This window comes from Candidatus Coatesbacteria bacterium, from assembly GCA_014728225.1.
In the GTDB taxonomy this organism is placed as follows: domain Bacteria; phylum RBG-13-66-14; class RBG-13-66-14; order RBG-13-66-14; family RBG-13-66-14; genus WJLX01.
In genome coordinates this window covers 1-17,248 of the sequence record WJLX01000153.1, presented here as the reverse complement: position 1 = coordinate 17,248, position 17,248 = coordinate 1, and the positions used below count along the sequence as shown (strand labels likewise).

General features: G+C 64.4%; 16 protein-coding genes, 2 rRNA genes and 1 pseudogene. 10 read left to right on the top strand and 9 right to left on the bottom strand.

Annotated elements, in window-relative coordinates; genetic code table 11:
* Positions 1-685 precede the first annotated feature (685 nt).
* The 10 genes from GF399_10945 to GF399_10900 all read left to right on the top strand — a co-directional run bounded on the left by GF399_10945 (position 686) and on the right by GF399_10900 (position 9,330).
* A complete protein-coding gene (locus GF399_10945) occupies positions 686-2,536 on the top strand; it encodes an AMP-binding protein (GenBank protein MBD3400828.1) in 1,851 nt (616 codons plus the stop codon).
* A 71-nt stretch (positions 2,537-2,607) separates the two neighbouring features.
* On the top strand, positions 2,608-3,126 hold the full coding sequence (locus tag GF399_10940; GenBank protein MBD3400827.1) for a hypothetical protein: 519 nt from the start codon (positions 2,608-2,610) through the stop codon (positions 3,124-3,126).
* A 37-nt stretch (positions 3,127-3,163) separates the two neighbouring features.
* On the top strand, positions 3,164-3,730 hold the full coding sequence (locus GF399_10935; GenBank protein MBD3400826.1) for a hypothetical protein: 567 nt from the start codon (positions 3,164-3,166) through the stop codon (positions 3,728-3,730).
* Positions 3,717-4,319, top strand: a complete 603-nt coding sequence (locus GF399_10930; protein MBD3400825.1) for a hypothetical protein — start codon at positions 3,717-3,719, stop codon at positions 4,317-4,319. The genes GF399_10935 and GF399_10930 overlap by 14 nt, the downstream gene beginning before the upstream one ends.
* 25 nt (positions 4,320-4,344) lie before the next feature.
* On the top strand, positions 4,345-4,917 hold the full coding sequence (locus GF399_10925; GenBank protein MBD3400824.1) for a hypothetical protein: 573 nt from the start codon (positions 4,345-4,347) through the stop codon (positions 4,915-4,917).
* A 191-nt stretch (positions 4,918-5,108) separates the two neighbouring features.
* Positions 5,109-5,435, top strand: a complete 327-nt coding sequence (locus tag GF399_10920; protein ID MBD3400823.1) for a hypothetical protein — start codon at positions 5,109-5,111, stop codon at positions 5,433-5,435.
* Positions 5,436-5,913: 478 nt separating this feature from the next.
* On the top strand, positions 5,914-6,981 hold the full coding sequence (locus GF399_10915; GenBank protein MBD3400822.1) for an isocitrate/isopropylmalate dehydrogenase family protein: 1,068 nt from the start codon (positions 5,914-5,916) through the stop codon (positions 6,979-6,981).
* A gap of 148 nt (positions 6,982-7,129) precedes the next feature.
* Positions 7,130-8,044, top strand: coding sequence for a hypothetical protein (locus tag GF399_10910; protein MBD3400821.1), 915 nt, complete (start codon positions 7,130-7,132; stop codon positions 8,042-8,044).
* A 76-nt stretch (positions 8,045-8,120) separates the two neighbouring features.
* Entirely contained in the window at positions 8,121-8,576 is a 456-nt protein-coding gene (locus tag GF399_10905) for a hypothetical protein (GenBank protein MBD3400820.1), read from the top strand.
* A 34-nt stretch (positions 8,577-8,610) separates the two neighbouring features.
* Entirely contained in the window at positions 8,611-9,330 is a 720-nt protein-coding gene (locus GF399_10900; GenBank protein ID MBD3400819.1) for a tetratricopeptide repeat protein, read from the top strand.
* Between the two features lie 187 nt (positions 9,331-9,517).
* On the opposite strand, the gene GF399_10895 is transcribed toward GF399_10900, so the two are convergent.
* From GF399_10895 to GF399_10855, 9 genes and pseudogenes are all read right to left on the bottom strand, one after another.
* The gene (locus GF399_10895) at positions 9,518-9,994 is read right to left on the bottom strand and encodes a 3-isopropylmalate dehydratase (GenBank protein MBD3400818.1); all 477 of its coding nucleotides are present in this window, start codon (positions 9,992-9,994) and stop codon (positions 9,518-9,520) included.
* Between the two features lie 710 nt (positions 9,995-10,704).
* Complete coding sequence (locus GF399_10890) at positions 10,705-12,000, bottom strand: homoaconitate hydratase family protein (GenBank protein ID MBD3400817.1); 1,296 nt, start codon at positions 11,998-12,000, stop codon at positions 10,705-10,707.
* Positions 12,001-12,018: 18 nt separating this feature from the next.
* Positions 12,019-12,345, bottom strand: coding sequence for a DUF3467 domain-containing protein (locus tag GF399_10885; protein MBD3400816.1), 327 nt, complete (start codon positions 12,343-12,345; stop codon positions 12,019-12,021).
* A gap of 86 nt (positions 12,346-12,431) precedes the next feature.
* A complete protein-coding gene (locus tag GF399_10880; GenBank protein MBD3400815.1) occupies positions 12,432-13,100 on the bottom strand; it encodes a hypothetical protein in 669 nt (222 codons plus the stop codon).
* A 132-nt stretch (positions 13,101-13,232) separates the two neighbouring features.
* Positions 13,233-14,171 (bottom strand): calcium/sodium antiporter, encoded by a 939-nt coding sequence (locus GF399_10875; GenBank protein ID MBD3400814.1) that lies wholly within the window; start codon positions 14,169-14,171, stop codon positions 13,233-13,235.
* Between the two features lie 4 nt (positions 14,172-14,175).
* Positions 14,176-15,123 carry a calcium/sodium antiporter gene (locus GF399_10870; protein ID MBD3400813.1) on the bottom strand — a complete coding sequence of 316 codons (948 nt, stop codon included), beginning with the start codon at positions 15,121-15,123 and terminating at the stop codon, positions 14,176-14,178.
* Between the two features lie 1,093 nt (positions 15,124-16,216).
* Positions 16,217-16,309 (bottom strand): annotated as a pseudogene (locus GF399_10865) (IS1595 family transposase).
* A gap of 427 nt (positions 16,310-16,736) precedes the next feature.
* Positions 16,737-16,853, bottom strand: a 5S ribosomal RNA gene (gene rrf / locus GF399_10860).
* A 130-nt stretch (positions 16,854-16,983) separates the two neighbouring features.
* Positions 16,984-17,248: ribosomal RNA gene (locus tag GF399_10855) — 23S ribosomal RNA — on the bottom strand; the annotation flags it as partial.

The following is a 17,248-nucleotide window of genomic DNA, read 5'->3' as shown; positions in this document are numbered from 1 at the left end:
GAATGGACTACGATTATATGAAGGATATATGCAGGCAGTTTCAAGTGATGTTATGATTTATAGATGGCAAAGACCAAAGTTTATTATAATACTTTCAGGAAGTGGTGTTCAACAGTGCAGTTTTGGCTGGATTAAAGCTCATTTCCAATAGATATACCAAAGGTGTCGCCGATTGTCCGGCGACTCCTTTGCTCTGTAGTAAGAAAACTACTGCTGAATAAACACGAGATAATAGATGTGGTGGGCGGCAAGTTTACCGTTGTTGGGAATACTGCCTGTCTCCAGTATCTCAGCGACAGCCGAACCGACGCTTAGAACTCCATTTGTTACGGTCAGATTTGTACCTGCCTCTCCGTTAACCGGATCAGCGCAGTTGGGATCGTCTGAATAGAGACGGACGCCGTCGTAATCCGCCCCCTGGAGGGCGGCCCCTGGAGCAGTACAATGCGAGAGTCGTTGATGTAGGGGCGGGACTTCAGTCCCGCCCGTTCACGAATAGACGGTCGGTTCTTTCGAGCCGACCCTGCAATACCCTCCAACCCGTAGGACAGGGGCTCTGTACCCCGCCCGGCGAGGGCGTCCCCCGCTCCCGGTCCGAAAGTCACATTGCGCCGTCGGGCGCGCTGACTTACAATCAAGGGCGTCGTACTCTCCAGCCGTCCAGCCCCGTCCGGAGGTCCCCCTCATGGTCGATCCCCGTTTCGTTCGCCCCTATGGCGAGTATCACCCGCCGATTGACGGCTTCCCGGCCACGGTGGCCGAGCTGGTCTACCACCGCCGGGAGCGCTGGCCCGACGAGCCCTTCCTCAAGGGCCGCTACGGTGAGGACGAGGAGATTGGAGTCTTCACCGGCAGCGAGTTCACCAGGCGGGCCCTGGCGATCAACGCCCGGCTGCGGGAGCTGGGCTTGAGTAAGGGCGACCGCGTCGGCCTGTTGTCGCGCAACCAGCCGGCCTGGCCGCTGGCCTACTGCGGGATCATCCTCAGCGGCATCGTCGTGGTGCCCATCGACCAGTTGCTGACGCCGACGGAGTACGGCGCGGTGATCGCCAAGAGCGGGATCCAGGCGTTGATCTGCGAAGGCCAGGTTATCGAGGATGTCGCGGGGCGCCGGGAGGAGTTCCCGAAGCTCGAGCACCTGATCAACCTCGACGACTGGGAGCTGGTCGATCCCGCGGCCGTGGTCGACGAGGCCGAGCCGCCGGCCGACAAGCCGCAACCCGAGGACGAGCTGGCGATCCTGTTCACCTCGGGCACCACGGGCAGCAGCAAGGTCGTGCGCCTGCTGCACCGCAACGTGGCCTTCAACGTCAAGCAGCTCCACTACGCCATGTACACCGGCCCCATGGACAACTTTCTCTCCGTGCTGCCCCTGTTCCACACCTTCGAGTGCACCTGCGGCTTCTTCAACCAGCTCCACAGCGGCTCGACGATCCTCTACGCCCAGCGGCTCAACAGCCGGGACCTGCTGCGCGACATGCGCGAGGGCGGGATTACGATGATGCTGGGGGTGCCCCTGCTGTTCGAGAAGCTCTACAAGGGCCTGCGGGCCAAGCTGAAGCAACTGCCCTTCTTCAAGCGCCTGGTCATCGGCCTGCTCTACGGGCTGGAGGGCTTCGGGCGGCTGTTCGGCGGGCGCTGGGGCAAGGGGCTGTTCCGTAGTTTGCGGGAGAAGGCCGGTCTGGGCGCGGTGCGAGCCTTCATCTCCGGCGCCGCGGCACTGTCACCCGCGGTGGCCCGGGGCTTCGAGCGGCTGGGGATCCTCTGCATCATGGGCTACGGCCTGACCGAGTGCAGCCCGACGACCAACCTCAACTACAACGGCGCCCGCCTGCGGGCGCCGGAATCCGTCGGACCGATCTTCTACGCCGCCGAGATGCACCTGGACAACCCCAACGAGCTGGGCGAGGGTGAGATCTGCATCCGCGGCCCCCAGGTGACCCCGGGCTATTTGGCCAACGACCTGGCCAACCGCGAGGGTTTCTTCGCCATGGAGACGCCGCCGCAGCGCGAGCACCGCCCGGAGGGGCGCCTGCTCTACAGCGCCGGCGACGGTCTGGCCGAGGTCAAGGCCGCCCATCCCGAGTGGTACGCGCGCTGGTTCCGCACCGGCGACATCGGCTGGATCGGCGCCGATGGTCGGCTGCGCATCTCCGGCCGGCTCAAGAACGTCATCGTCACCGCCGCCGGCAAGAACGTCTACCCCGAGGAGCTCGAGGATTACTTCGCCGACGACCCCCTGCTGGAGGAGTTCATCGTCAGCGGCCGCCGCCTGCCCGAGGGCAACCGCGAGGACGTGGTCCTGCTGGCCCTGCCGGACTGGGAGTACGTCAAGGAACGCGCCTCCGCGGAGGGCGTCCGGGCCGACGGGGCCTACGCCCGGAGCTTGATCGAGGCCGAGATCCAGCGGGTAAACGACAAGCTGGCTTCCTACAAACGCATCAAGGACCTCTATCTGCGTACGGAGCCCTTCCCCCGGACCTCGACGGGCAAGATCAGGCGCTTCCTGGTCGGCCTGGAGGAGGGCGGAGAGTGACAGAGTGGAAGTCCTGGGCTATACTAACCACTGGAGCTGTCAGCTTGAGACAACGACCCGGGAGGTAGATGATGCGCCGCGCCCTGACGTTGTTATTCCTGCCGCTGCTGGTCCTGATCGCCTGCGACGAGGAGCCGGTGATGGACGAGGAGACCTATGCCCGCATGACCGTCGAGCTGGTGGCGGCGGGCTTCCTCGGCTCCGAGGCCGACGCCGTCTACGAGGAGTACGGCGTCACTCCGGAGGAGTACGACGCCTACTCCCGGGAGCTGGAGAAGGACCCGGAGCGCCAGCGCCGGGTGGGCGAGCTGATCCTCGCCGAGCTGGGTGACGACTGGGAGGAATGGGGCTACGCCTTCGGCGAGGCCTTCGCCAAGCTGGGCTACAACTTCGGCGAGATCGCCGCCCAGTTCGGCAAGGGGTTCATCGAGGGCTTCATGGAGTTCGCCCCGCAGATGGAGGCCGCCCTCGAGGAGATGGCCCGCGGTCTGGAGGAGAGCCTGGGCGACCTCGACGGGGAAATCGAGGAGGACCTGGCCGAGCGCACCGACGCCGAGGCGGAAACACCCGCCGCCGAGACATCCCGATAACCAACCGGCAACAGCGGGGACCGACGAAAGGCTATCAATGAAAAGCAAGCGACTGCCATGCCTCCTGGCGGGTCTGCTGGGCCTGACGGGTATTGTGTTCCTGGGCGGCTGCGCTTCACCGACCGCCGACAAGGACGACGAAGGCCTCCGCTCGACGGTGGGCGAGGTCTTCACCGAGCTCGAACGCGCCTACGAGGACGGCGATCTCGCCGGCTTCACCACCCTGTTCGCCGAGGACCTCGGCTTCACCTACCACTTCGACGATGACGATGTCGACGCCGGTCTGCCCGAGCAATGGGGCCTGGCGGAGGAGCTGAACTCCGCCGCCAACCTGTTCGCCGCCGTGGCTCCAGCCGACATCTACCTGCGCCTCGACGTTCCCGACTACACCGCGCCCGAGGGCGACACCTTCACCAGTCCCAACGTCGCCTACGATCTGCGGATCAACGACGACACCGGGCTGGTTCAGTGCCAGGGCATTCTGTCCGTCGAACTGAACAAAAACGGCGGCGCATGGTACATCGTCGATTGGCGCGATTTCTATTTTCCGCAACTGACGAAGGTGGCCCAAAGCTGGGGGGCGGTCAAGTATGAGTACCGTTAAACGGATCGCGGTTTTCATCCCACTGCTCGTTGTCACGACGGCCGGCGCCGCCGACTACCTGCCCCTCGAGGGGACGAGCTACGAGTACGCCCTGGCCTTCCACGAGCTGGACGCCGTCAGCGTCGAGACGGTCTATCGCGAGATCGCTCCAGCGGGCTACGAACCCGACCGCTGGGGTCCGCCCGCCGACGGTCCGCTCTACGTCTTCGACGATTTGACCCGTCAGGTGATGTACATGTTCGTCCGCCACGACGGCGACGGCCTGCAGTTCCTCGATTTTCTGAATAACCTCGGCGAGTGGCGCGAGCTGACCGAGCGCCTCGAGCTGCCCCTCGAGGCCGGGACGGCCTGGTCCGGCGACGGCTGGGCGGCCGAAGTCACCGCGGCCGGGACCGTCACCACCCCCGCCGGCGAGTTCGCGGATTGCCTGCTGCTGTGCTTCACCTACGACGGCGACGGGGACGATTTCACCCCCCAGTGGAAGCTCTACCTGGCCCCCGACGTCGGCCCCGTGGCCGAGACGCGCCGTTTGACCGCGGACCGGGGCTACGAGGCCCTGCTGAGCGACTACGACCGCCACGACGACTAGACCCGCCCACCCGGGGGACCCAGCCATGCCGACTCTACGTAAAGCCGCCGTAGTCATCACCTGCCTGCTGGCCGCTCTAGTCACCGTATCGGCCTGTCAGCGGGAGAGCCAGTCCAACCCCGCCCCGCTGCAGCACTTCCTCGACGCCGCCGAGGCCGCCTGGGAATCCGCCGATGCCGATGCCTACGCCGAGCTGCTGGCCCCGGAGTTCACCTTCCACTTCGACGACAACGACACCGCTCTCGGGGCGCCGGATTCCTGGGGCCGCGACGAGGAGCTCGACGGCGTGCGGAAGCTCTTCGTCGACGCCGCCGACATCTCCCTGTCCTTCGACCGTCACTGGGACTTCGTCGAGTACCCGCCGGACTCCGACGTGCTCAAGGTCTACGAGATCACCTACCACCTCGAGCTGCGCGTGGCCGGCGAGCTGCGCATCGCCCAGGGCGACTGCAACATCCGCCTGCAGCGCTACGGCGAGGGCCGCGACGAACAGTGGTTGTGCACCGACATCTGGGAGGTCATCCCCTACGAGATCGCCGGCGACACCACCTGGGGCCGGCTCAAGTTCCGCCACCGCACCGGCACCACCGGCTTGTAGAAGACCCCCTCATTACTCAACCCACAGAAGGACCGCTGACAGGTTCAGCCACTACGGCAATCCGCCCGGCGGCCGCCCTCCTCCTCACCGCCTGCGACACCGGCACCGAGGCCGAACCCGAGGCGGGGCTGGATACCGTCGAAGGCGCCATCCTGCTGCTGGAGCAGTGCTGGGAGGAAGCCGACATCGACTTGTACCAGACTATCTTCGCCGATGATTTCGTCTTCTACTTCGACGATGCCGACGTCGTCGACGAGATACCGGCCTCCTGGGGCCTGCAGGACGAACTGGACGCCGCCGAAGCTATGTTCGAAATCACCGGGGCCGACAACATTCAACTAACCCTTACCCTGCCTCAAGACTTCAGCGAGCCCGCCTGCGACACCGGCGCCCTCGAGGGCGTGGCCTACGATATCCGGGTAACGATAGAAGACTACACTTATCTGGCAATCGCCGAAGCCGACTTCTTCCTCGTAAAACCGACGGCGAGAAAAAACCGACGGCGAGTGGCTCAATAAGTAGTGGTACGATATCGTAGACTCCAAATTACTTGCTGTAACCACTTCATGGGGGCCTCTCAAGAGCCTGTACCAGTAACCCCACCCCTAGTAACGCATAGCGGCCGGGCCTATTCCCTCCGGCCGTTCGTTTACACCCCGAGGCGACCCCCAACATGGCGGGGGAGTGTGGCGCCCATCCTTCGCTCACCCGTCAGCGGACCGGTTCGACAGCGGCCGGACGGGACGGCTGGAACGTCAGGCGCGGCGCGGTTGTTGCCCGCTTCGATCCGCTCGCCAAAGCGGATCGGAGCGGCGAGCAAGAACCGTGACGCCGCCGGGGGCGGCACCCGACGGTTGCCCGAGCGGCGGCCCCGTGTTACAATCAGCCGTTGCTGATACGAGCGCTTGCGGCGCTGATAACCTCCAGCTAGTCAACCCGTTCTGACGATCCGCAGCAACCGATCAGCCCCAAGCGGGGCGACCGACAGGGAGAGAGATGGGTTACAAGATCGCCCGTATTCCCGGCGACGACGTCGGGCACGACGTGATGAAAGCGGCCATGATCATCATGGACGCCCTCGAGCTGGACATCGACTGGGTGGACGCCGACGCCGGCTGGTGCATGTGGGAGGCCAAAGGCAATACGGTCCCGCCCGAGACCTGGGATGTGCTGGAGAGCACCGACGCCTGCCTCTTCGGCGCCATCACCTCGCGCCCCGGCGTCAAAGGTTTCAAGAGCGCGATCCTGCAGATCCGCCAAAGGATGGACCTGTACACCAACATGCGCCCGATCAAGGCCATCCCCGGGGTGCCGCTCAACTACCGCGACAACATCGACATGGTCATCTTCCGCGAGAACACCGAAGGGCTGTACTCGATGGTCGAGGCCCGGCCCCTGCCCAAGGAGCTCATCGGCATCCTGCCCAACCTGGAGCGCTTCGCCGACGAGGAGGAGACGGCCATCTCCTGCCGCGTCTTCACCCGCAAGGGCTGCGAGCGCATCATCCGCTCCGCCTTCGACTACGCCAAGCAGTTCGACCGCAAGAAGGTCACCGCCGTCCACAAGGCCAACGTCATCCGCCAGACCGACGGCCTGTTCCTGGAGATCTTCAACGAGGTCGCCAAGGAGTTCCCCGGCCTAGAGACCAACGAGGAGAACGTCGACGCCACGGCGATGTGGTTTATCAAGAACCCCGAGGCCTACGACGTCCTGGTGACCAGCAACATGTTCGGTGACATCATCTCCGACGAGGGCTGTCAGCTCGTCGGCGGGCTGGGCTTCGGCGCCAGCGGCAACATCGGCGCCGACTACGGCGTCTTCGAGCCCAACCACGGCTCGGCGCCCAAGTACGCCGGCCAGTTCGTGGTCAATCCGACGGCGATGTTCCTCGCCGCCCGGATCATGCTCCAGTGGCTGGGCGAGCACGAGGCCGCCGGGCGCATCTGGAAGGCCGTCACCGCCCTCTACGCCGATGCCCAGGCCCCCAAGACCTACGACATCGTCGGCCGCGACAAGGCCGCCGGGACCCTCAAGGTCGCCGAGGCCGTCGCCGAGCGGCTCTAGACCGCACAATCATCCAACCTGAGTGCGACAACGGACGCCCCCGGGCGTCCGTTGTGCTTGCTTCTCCAGTTTGTCCCTCACGGAGCGGGTTGACACCACCCCCCGTCCGTCCTAAGATTCTTCTTCATCCGCCCTCTGAGGAAACGCCATGCAGAAGCTGATCAGCGCCTTGGCCCTGTCGATCATCCTCATCGTCGGCGTCACGGGCTGCGACACCGCCACGGACGGCCTACTCCAGCGCGGTTTTCGCCTCGGCGCCGTCGAGGAGCTGTTCACGATCATCGACGGGCCGGTGCATGATACCGACCTCTGCGCCGACGCCGCGGAGATCGCCTGCTACTTCTACGATAACGAGACCACCGCACCCTACTACCAGATCCGGCTCTACGACACCACCGGCGAGCGGGAGACCATCGTTCGGCGCAACTGCGTCCTGGAGCACGGCCGGCCCCGCTTTTCCCCCGACGGCACCCGGGTGGTCTACGCCGAACTCAACGACTGGACCTACAACCATATCCGGCTCTACGACCGCCTCGGCGAAAGCGACGCCTACCTGACCGACGGTTTGGAGGCCGCCTGGTCTCCGGCGGGCGACCGCCTGGTCGTGGCCCGGGAGGACGGCCTGTACCTCGTCGACCTCGAGGCGGCCGACGAGCCGCTCACAGACACGGTGTTGACCAACCTGGAGTGGTCGGCCGACGGTGCCTGGATCTACGGCGTGGCCGGCGGTCAGATCCGGCGCGTCGATCCGAGCGACGGCAGCCTCGAGCAGGTCAGCGATTTCTCACCGGTGCCCATCGAGCTGGACTTCGAAGTGACGCCCGCCGGGGATTACCTGTTCTGCTGGCTGCCCGGCGGTTATCCCGGTGGTTTCGCCGCTCTGGTCTCCATCGACGACGGCGGGCTCCAGTGGCTCGACGAGCAGTTCGACGACATCAGCATCGCCTACCCGGCCCTGGTCGGCGACGAGGATACGGGCACTCTGGTCTTCCAGCGCCGTGGCAGCGGGGATGAGGTCACCTTCTACCGCGCCGGGGTCGACTTCAGCTTCCCCGCCGAGTGAAACCCGATCCCCAGCCGACGTATCCAATGTTAATAGAGCGGCCTGTTGACATTCCACCAGCAACCGGGAGCCCGCAATGCGTCGAATCATTACCCCGGCCCTAGTTCTCGGCCTGTTGCTGTTCGTCGGCTGTGAGCGCGAAGCCCACGTCGAGGTCTTCACCCCGGGCGGCGGCTCAGCCTCCGAGGCCCGCCAGGCCTACGAAAAAGGTGATTACGCCCGTGCCGCCCAGCATTACAGCGCCGCCTTCCGCACCGATCAAGACGAGGTTTACGCTTTCAACGCCGCCTGCTGCTTCTCCCTGGTCGGTGATGAGCAGAGCGCCCTGGAATGGCTGCGCAAGAGCCTGCGTGCCTACTTCCAGGAGCGTTTCAACGATTTCGACCTCGACCCCCTGCGTGATCACCCCGAGTTTGAGCGCCTGGAGGAGCTGGCCGCCGCGATGTACGAGGCGCCGCCTCCCGCCGGGACCGAAGCTGAAACCGACGCCGATCGGCAGGCTGGCGAAACGGCGCCCGATGAGCTAGAATGACAACCTCGACCAAGCCGACAGGGGGAAGCGACCGATGCGTAACCTGATTCTGACGCTGGGCCTGTGTCTCGCGCTCTTCACCGCTCCAGGCTGCAGCGAGCTGGAACAGCTCGAAACCTCCGTCGAGACCGACGAACTCGACGAAACCGCCGCGGAGGCCTTCAAAGCCGGCGACTACCAGGCGGCCCTCGAGGACTGGCTGGCGGCCTTCGAGTTGACACCGACCAACGACGCGCTGGCCTTCAACGTCTCCCGGGCCTACACCAAGCTGGGCGAAAGCGAGCAGGCTCTCGAGTGGCTGCAGCGCAGTATCAAGCTGTCCGTCCAGCCCCGCCTCGATCACAAGGACCTCGCTGAACTCAAGGACGACCCCGACTACGCCGAGCTGCATAAGATCCTCGGCTACGCCTGGGGCGAGCCGATCGTCGACTCGACCATGGACGGCAAGACGCAATCACCGATCCTGACCTCGGAGGGCTTCGATCTATACCTCAAGGGCGAATACGCCGCCGCCCTGGAAAAGTTCGAGCGCGCCTTCCGTCTGGACCAGACCAACTACACCGCCGCCTTCAACATCGCCTGCGTCAAGTCACTGCAGGGCGAAACCCAGGAAGCCCTGGAATGGCTGCGCAAGACCCTCAAGACCGTCACCACCCGCTACCTCGAGGACCACGACTTCGACGACATCCGCGACACCGCCGAGTTCCGTCGTCTGGTCGATGAGGCCGAGGACATCTGGCAGCCAAACGATTAGCGGACTGACGCCGCCGCCCGCGCCGGCGGTGTCACGGTTCTTGCTCACCGCCGACCTCCCTTTGACGGGAGGTCGGCGGGCAAGAACTCGCGCCACCGCCTCGATCCCTCCTGGCGGGAGCCGCCGTCCTAACGTCAACGACCGCCGCGCGGCGGTCGTTTGCTATCGGCGGGTCAACTCGGAGGGCTTACTTCTGCGACTGCAGGTAGGGCACCAGGCCGCCGGCCTCGAGGATGGCCCGCACCTTGGGCGGGTAGGCGGCGAAGGCGAACTCCTCGCCGCCGACCTTGACCACGCCGTTCTCCTCGTCGACGGTCACCTCGTCGCCCGTCGAGTAGGCCTCGACGGCTGCCGGGCACTCGATGACCAACAGGCCCTGGTTGATGGCGCTGCGGAAGAAGATCCGGGCGAAGCTTTTTGCTATCACGGCGCGGACGCCGACGTGGCGCAGTCCCTTGGCCGGATGCTCCCGGGAGCTGCCGCAGCCGAAGTACTCGCCGGCGAGGATTACGTCACCGGCGCTCGCTTCCGCGGCGAACGTCGCGTCAAGATCCTCGAAGAGGTGGGGGGCGATCTCCTCGGGGGTCGAGCAGGTGTAGGTGTACTTGCCGGGGAACATCTGATCGGTGTTGACGTCGTCGCCGTAGGTCCAGACACGGGTCATGGGCGGTCCTTTGGCTGGGGGTGGGTTGCCTCGACGTAGGGGGAGCGGGACGTTTGACTACCAATCCTTCAGCATAGTTGAGTTTAATCAGACTAGAGAGACTGTTCTTCATTGCAATTGGCGCGATAAACGCTAGACCCCCCTGGAGCAGAGGTTCTCCAACCTGGGTAACGGACCGCTGGTCCGCTTAGCAAACTGTAAGCTGAACAGTAATAACTGCCTGGATTCTGCTTGTTGCTTGTCGGGCTAAAAGTCTACCCCATAATAGCCTCTTCAAGGTATTCATCATTATCCGACCAACTACCTGAAGCAGACTTCCTTCCCTCTCATTGCGCGTGTTACGCGGTTCCTGTGCTTCTCAGGGTTTCCAAACAGCCCGACCCACGTAGGGCGGACCCTCTGCGGTCCGCCGTCCCAGCAGTGTTCTGGAGATTCGGCGGCGGGGGGCGGAGCCCCCGCCCTACGTCGCAGGGTTTGAGTTGCGCCACCCCACGTGGGGCGGACCCTCTGCGGTCCGCCGTCCCAGCAGTGCTCTGGATAGTCGGCGGCGGGGGGCGGAGCCCCCGCCCTACGTCGTAGGGCTTGAGTTGCGCCACCCCACGTAGGGCGGACCCTCTGCGGTCCGCCGTCCCCTAATGCTCTGAATAGTCGGCGGCGGGGGGCGGAGCCCCCACCCTACGTGGGTATGATACTCGATCCCATCGTCCCCTTCACTCGCAGAGTGTCTTGCGTGGATCGCTGAGGACGCCCTTGGCGGCGGAGGCGGCCACGGTGGCCGGTGAGGCCAGGATGATCTCGGCCTCGGCGCAGCCCATGCGGCCCTTGAAGTTGCGGTTGGCGGTGGAGAGGCAGGTTTCGCCGGGGGCCAGGGCGCCCTGGTGGGCCCCCAGGCAGGGTCCGCAGCCGGAGTTGAGGATCACGGCTCCGGCGCGGTGCAACACGGCCAGGTGGCCCTCGGCCAGGGCCGCGTCGTAGACCTCCTCGGAGGCGGGCAGGACCAGCAGGCGGACGTCGGGATGTACGCGGCGTCCCTCGAGGACGGCGGCGGCCTCGGCCAGATCGGAGAGCCGCCCGTTGGTGCAGGTACCGATCAGGCCCTGCTGGAAGGGCTTACCCTCCACCTCGCTCACCTTGGCGACGTTGTCGACCTTGTGGGGCAGGGCGACCATCGGCTCGATGCCGCCCAGGTCGACGCTCTCGCGGCGCTCGAAGTCGGCCGCGTCGTCCAGCGGGACGATGCGGTCCGGGTCGTAGGCGATCCCGCGGTGGTCGAGCCATTCCCGGGTGGTGTCGTCGACGGGGAAGCAGGCGTTCTTGGCGCCCATCTCGGCGGCCAGGTTGGTGATGGTCAACCGTTCGTCCAGGGACAGGGCGGCGACACCGGGTCCGGCGAACTCGACGGAGCGGTAGTTGGCCCCGGCGGCGCCGACGAGGCCGATCAGGCGCAGGATCAGGTCCTTGGCGAAGACGCAACGCTGGAACTCACCGCCGAGGTCGAAGCGGATGGTTTGGGGGACCTTGAACCAGGTCTCGCGCTGCAGCCAGAGCCCGGCGGTCTCGGTGCGGTCGATGCCGCAGGCGAAGGCCCCCAGGGCGCCGTGGGTGGGGGTGTGGGAGTCGCTGCCGACGATCAGATCGCCGGGGCGGACATGGCCCATTTCGGGCAGCACCTGGTGGCAGATGCCGCCGCGGCCCAGGTCGTAGAAGTTGTTGATTTTCTGAGCCTTGACGAAGTCGCGGATCTTGGCGTGGTTGCCGGCGTGCTTGGAGCTGGGCGCCGGGACGGTGTGGTCGAGCACGACGGCGACCCGTTCCGGATACTCGACCCGGCCGTCCTCGCCGGCCATCTTGCGAAAGTTACCGATGATGGCGGCGGTGTTGTCGTGGGAGAGGACGACGTCTGGGGCGGCGGTGATGATCTCCCCGGCCCGGACGTCGCGGCCCAAGCGGCGCGAGAAAAAGGCCTCGGCGAAGGTCTGCTGGCGGGAAGCGGCTGGACTGGACAAGGGCCCTCCTGGAGAACGTTAGTTGACGCTGGGATCGCCGTCGAAGGAACCGAAATCGAAGGGCGGTCGGCGGCCGCCGGGCTGCTTGATCTCGCCGAACTTCTTCTCGTAACCGGCCACGGCCTGCTCGAGACGCTTGGCCAGCGCCTTGGCGGCCAGGGGCGGCAGGATCATCCGGCTGTGGACCTTGATCTTCTTGACCCCGGGCAGGGCCCGGGCGAAGTCGATGATGAACTCGGCCGGGGTGACGGCGATGTGAGCGGCGTTGGTGTAGTTGCCCGCGGCGACGTTATCGGGCAGCTCGACGCGCATCCGGCGGGGCTTGTCCTCGGGTTTGTCCGGCATGGAACCTCGCTTGGTCTCGGGGGAGTTAATCGACGATCCTTCGAGCGACGAGTTTAGGACAGGACGACCGCTGAAGCAAGGTCACCTCAGCCGATGTGCTCGAGGGCTCCGCCGCGGCGGGTCAGCTCGCTGATGCGCTCCACCAGCAGCCGTGAGGGCGCCATCACGAACAGGCAGCTCTCGTCGCCGGCGGCCTCGCAGGTCAGCTCCTCGGCGGTGACCTCGATGCCGAAGGCCACCGAGCACCAGCCCGCCGAATAACCGGCGTTGATCAGGCAGACGGGCTCCTCGGCCAGCTCGCCGTTCTCGACGAAGGCGTGGGATTCGAAGGAGTTGTGGTGCTTGTAGACCAGCAGGAAGTCATCGTCGGCGCTGGGGTGGCTGGCCTCCAGGATCTCGACGTTGGCCATTCCGCAGTAGGCGAAGTAGACCGGCCCCAGGGCCAACCGCATCATCGCGTCATCGACGCCGTTGGTCTCCATGAAACGATGGCAGTCCCGACTGCCCAGGGTGTAACCGAAGCGGTAGATCAAGAAACGAGCGGCCCGGCCGAAGCGTTCCCGGTACTCGCGCTGGAGCTCGTAGCCGATGTTGGCGCTGAAGCAGAGGATGTAGCGGTCCTGCTTGCCGGCGACCAGGTGGCCCTCGGCGGGTTTTTGGGCCAGGCTGCTGAAGTAATCCTTCATCAGCTCCTCCGCCCGCTGGAAGGGTCCGGCGAACTTCGCCGGCACCTTGACGCATTTGAGTTCGGGCATTGGTCGTCCTCCCCGGATTTCAGGTTCTGGTCTAGTTCATATTCAATTTAACAGATTTATACCTCGACTTGCAATCAGTCGTCCCTTTTTTATCAAGCGCTTCGGTACCCGCGGTGCGTTGCCACGAGGTTTTCACCCCAGCGTTATACTGAAGTAGATGTAGGCTGCGTAGGCCGCCAGCAGGATACACCCCTCCCAGCGCTCCAGGGTCAGCTTGCTCGAGGCGAAGGGCCAGAGCAGGACGGCCGCCAGGATGACGGCTCCCAGGTCCAACCATAGGCTCGATCCGCCTTCCACGCCGACCGGAGCCAGCGTTGACGCGGTACCCAGCACCACAGTCAGGTTGAAGATGTTCGAGCCGACGAGGTTGCCCAAGGCGATGTCCGACTCGCCGCGCAGTTGGGCGATCAGGGAGGTGGCCAGCTCGGGCAGCGAGGTGCCGACGGCGACGATGCTCAAGCCGATCAGGCGGGTGGACATGCCCAAACGGTCGGCCAGCGCGACGGCGCCGTCTACCAGTCGCCCCCCGCCCCACCACAGTCCGGCGATCCCGATCAGCACCAGGGCCGGATAGACGATCCACTCCCGGGGGGTCAGGCGTTGACGCTGCGGCCTTTCCCAACCCTCCCCCCGGGCGCCCCGCAGGCTCCAGAAGGTGAAGGCCGCTCCGCCGCCCAGGAGCAGCAATCCCTCCCAGCGCGCCAGGTTCGCGTCGAGGAGCAGGAGGGAGAAGACGAGTCCCAACCCTAGCAGCAGGGGCAGTTCGCGCCGCAGCAGGACGTGCTCGACCTTGACGGGGCGGACCAGGGCGACCAGCCCGGCGATCAGGGCCAGGTTGGCGATGTTGGAGCCGGTGACGTTGGCCAGTGCGATGGCGCCTTCACCGGCCAGGGCCGCCTGAGCGCTGACCGACAGCTCGGGCATGCTGGTGCCGTAGGCCACCAGTGTCAACCCGATCACGACGGGAGAGAGCCCGAAACCCAGGGCGAGACGCTTGGCGCCGCGAACCAGCAACTCCGCCCCGACGACGAGAGCCGCCAGACCGAGGACGATGCTCAACCAGTAAGCCATCGACTCACCCCAGCGTTATGCTGAAGTAGATGTAGGCCGCGTAGGCCGCCAGCAGGATACCCCCCTCCCAGCGCTCCAGGGTCAGCTTGCTCGAGGCGAAGGGCCAGAGCAGGACGGCCAGCCCCAGTCCGACGGCGGCGTCGAACCACACTCCGGGCCAGGCGACGATCTCGGCTTCCAGGGTCACCGGGGCCAGGCCGACGGCCCCTCCGAGCACGAACAGCAGGTTGAACAGGTTGGAGCCGATAATGTTGCCGATGGCGATGTCGCTTTCGTCCCTGATCATCGCCGTCACCGAGGTGGCCAGCTCGGGCAGGGAGGTGCCGACGGCGACGACGGTCAGGGCGATGACCCGGGGGCTAAGCCCCAGGCGCAGGGCCAGCTCGCCGGCGCCGTTGACGATCCAGTCGCCGCCGAAGACCAGTCCGGTGACGCCCAGGCCGACGAACAGCAGGTTGACCAGCCAGGACTTGGCCTCGAGCTCGATCTTTTCGGGGACGTTCTCGCGCTTCTTGGAGGTTTTCAGGCTCCAGACGGTGAAGGCGATCCCGCCGGCGAAGGCCAGCAGGCCCTCCCAGCGGGCCAGGTAGCCGTCGAGGAAGACCAGGGGGAACAACAGGGCGACGAGCACCAGCAGGGGCGCCTCGCGCTTGACGATGTTCCGCTCGACGGTGATCGGCCGTAGCAGGGCCGAGACCCCCAGCACCAGGCCGATATTGGCCACGTTGGAGCCCAGGGCGTTGCCCAGGGCGATCGAGCCCACGCCGCGCAGGGTCGCCGTGGCGCTGACGGCGAACTCCGGCGCCGAGGTGCCGTAGGCCACCAGGGTCAGCCCGATGACGATGGGCGCCACTCCGAGGCCGCGGGCGATGGTCGCCGCGCCGCGGACCAGCAGGTCGGCGCCCAGGATCAGGGCGGCGATACCGATGATCAGCTCCAGCCAGTAGGGCATCGGGCTCCTTGGGTTGGTGGGGCGTCGGTGAATGCCGATTGTAACAAAAGCGGAACGATACGAAGCCGATTATGACACGGCCGGACACCGGCGGATTCATCCCACGGGTCAGGGTGAGGGTCAACCCTCCCGATTACAAATAACGCGGGCGACCGGGGACTCATCGCCCCTACGTGCATGCTCTGTAGCGCGGGGACTCCGTCCCCGCCATTCGACGTTCATCGGCCATTGATCATCATACCTATCCCGGTAGTGATCCACTGAGAGAGTTGCTAATGTAGGGGCGGGGCTTCAGTCCCGCCCGTTTTCGATTACGCGGTCGGGATTAAAATCCCGACCCTACAGGGGCAATGGTGGACGGTATGGTATTGATGGCATCGAACGCCAAACAATAAGCGGCCCTGACGGGCCGCGCACGGGTCTCTAGAACCCGTGCCACACGTCATTTGATAATCAACCGGTTCCCCTCTCCCCCATGGGGAGGAGCATCGCCCACGGGTCAGGGTGAGGGGTAAACAACCCAATAGCACAAATCGCGGGCGACCGGGGACTCATCGCCCCTACGGGCTTGCTCTGTAGCGCGGGGACTCCGTCTCCGCCATTCGACGTTCATCGGCCATCGATCATCATACCTATCCCAGTAGTGATCCATTGAGAGAGTTGCTAATGTAGGGGCGGGGCTTCAGTCCCGCCCTTTTCGATTACGCGGTCGGGATTAAAATCCCGATCCTACATCCATCACCACATAATTGCACCTTATCAATAATTTAGAGAGCGCCCTCCCACCGGGTAAAGCTGCAGTGGTGAGATATTAAAAAGAGAGGTCGGAAAAATCCGACCTCCCTAATAATGGCCTCTTGGCAGGGGCCCGCGCGGTTTTCGCTGACGGGATATCGGGGAGCGCCCTCCCACCGGGTAAAGCCACAGTGCGAAGTGGCCAAAGAGTATGGGATTATTACCTCATTATCAACAAGCGCGAAGTCTGCTCCTGAGGTAGTTGAGCGCGTTTTTTATCGACTAGACGGTCGAAGCGGAACGACCTTTCTCTGACAAAGCTCCTGAAGTTGCGTTTAAAGCCGCCGTGAGAGGCCTTTAGCCGTCGTTTGGCGTAGCCCCTGAAGCTCTCGACACCGTTGATATGGTTCTTTCCGTTGGCGAACTCTTTCTGGTGCTTGTTCCGCCTGTGGTGTAAACCGTTGAGCGACAGTTTCGTCCAGGCCCGCCGGCCGTCGGCGTAACGGTGTAGATCGTCGGGTCTAGCTCGGCCTGGCGAGCGGCGGCGAGGCGCTCACGGATTCGCTTGTCGTAACGATATGCCGTATTGCGATGAATGCCCAGGTCCTTGGCGACCCGTACCGCTGAAACACCTGGACAGAAAAACGGGCTATCATTTTCTTATCTTTAGCGAGCTTTGTATATTTTAGCCTGTGCGTATAATCATTCACGTATCTCTTCCATTTACCCCAGGGAAAATACAGCCTATAGCGCGGACAGAAAAACAGCCCATCCCGTATGTTATCAGCAGGTTACAGACAGGTAGCGCTCCGAACACGGTTGACGATCTCTATAGTAAAAAGGGGACCGGACAAGTCCGGTCCCCTTTAATAATGGCCTCTTGGCAGTGACCTACTCTCCCACAGAGTTACCCCTGCAGTACCATCGGCGCTGGAGGGCTTTACTTCCGTGTTCGGAATGGGAACGGGTGTTTCCCCTCCGCTATCGCCACCAAAAGACCAAGCCGTTACGCTCGGTGATGGAAGCAGGTTTGGTCGGTTGCGCACTTTGGGATGCGGCGTAAATGAGTTACGTAGGAGTTCGTCGGCCGGGACCGGTGGAGGGTCCCGACCGTTTGGTTAGATGATGGTCAAGCCTCACGGCAGATTAGTAACGCTAGGCTGAACACATCGCTGTGCGTACACCAGCGTCCTATCGACCTCGTAGTCTCCGAGGTGCCTTTAGGGGGCTCGAGGCCCCGGGAAGACCCGTTTTGGAGGCGGCTTGGCGCTTAGATGCTTTCAGCGCTTATCCGGTCCGAACATAGCTACCCGGCGGTGCCGCTGGCGCGACAACCGGTACACTAGAGGTTCGTCCACCCCAATCCTCTCGTACTAGGGGCAGCTCTCCT

Coding starts and splice junctions, on each gene's coding strand:
- GF399_10945 (MBD3400828.1), top strand. CDS start 686: ATGGTCGATCCCCGTTTCGTTCGCCCCTATGGCGAGTATCACCCGCCG.
- GF399_10940 (MBD3400827.1), top strand. CDS start 2,608: ATGCGCCGCGCCCTGACGTTGTTATTCCTGCCGCTGCTGGTCCTGATC.
- GF399_10935 (MBD3400826.1), top strand. CDS start 3,164: ATGAAAAGCAAGCGACTGCCATGCCTCCTGGCGGGTCTGCTGGGCCTG.
- GF399_10930 (MBD3400825.1), top strand. CDS start 3,717: ATGAGTACCGTTAAACGGATCGCGGTTTTCATCCCACTGCTCGTTGTC.
- GF399_10925 (MBD3400824.1), top strand. CDS start 4,345: ATGCCGACTCTACGTAAAGCCGCCGTAGTCATCACCTGCCTGCTGGCC.
- GF399_10915 (MBD3400822.1), top strand. CDS start 5,914: ATGGGTTACAAGATCGCCCGTATTCCCGGCGACGACGTCGGGCACGAC.
- GF399_10910 (MBD3400821.1), top strand. CDS start 7,130: ATGCAGAAGCTGATCAGCGCCTTGGCCCTGTCGATCATCCTCATCGTC.
- GF399_10905 (MBD3400820.1), top strand. CDS start 8,121: ATGCGTCGAATCATTACCCCGGCCCTAGTTCTCGGCCTGTTGCTGTTC.
- GF399_10900 (MBD3400819.1), top strand. CDS start 8,611: ATGCGTAACCTGATTCTGACGCTGGGCCTGTGTCTCGCGCTCTTCACC.
- GF399_10895 (MBD3400818.1), bottom strand. CDS start 9,994: ATGACCCGTGTCTGGACCTACGGCGACGACGTCAACACCGATCAGATG.
- GF399_10885 (MBD3400816.1), bottom strand. CDS start 12,345: ATGCCGGACAAACCCGAGGACAAGCCCCGCCGGATGCGCGTCGAGCTG.
- GF399_10880 (MBD3400815.1), bottom strand. CDS start 13,100: ATGCCCGAACTCAAATGCGTCAAGGTGCCGGCGAAGTTCGCCGGACCC.
- GF399_10875 (MBD3400814.1), bottom strand. CDS start 14,171: ATGGCTTACTGGTTGAGCATCGTCCTCGGTCTGGCGGCTCTCGTCGTC.
- GF399_10870 (MBD3400813.1), bottom strand. CDS start 15,123: ATGCCCTACTGGCTGGAGCTGATCATCGGTATCGCCGCCCTGATCCTG.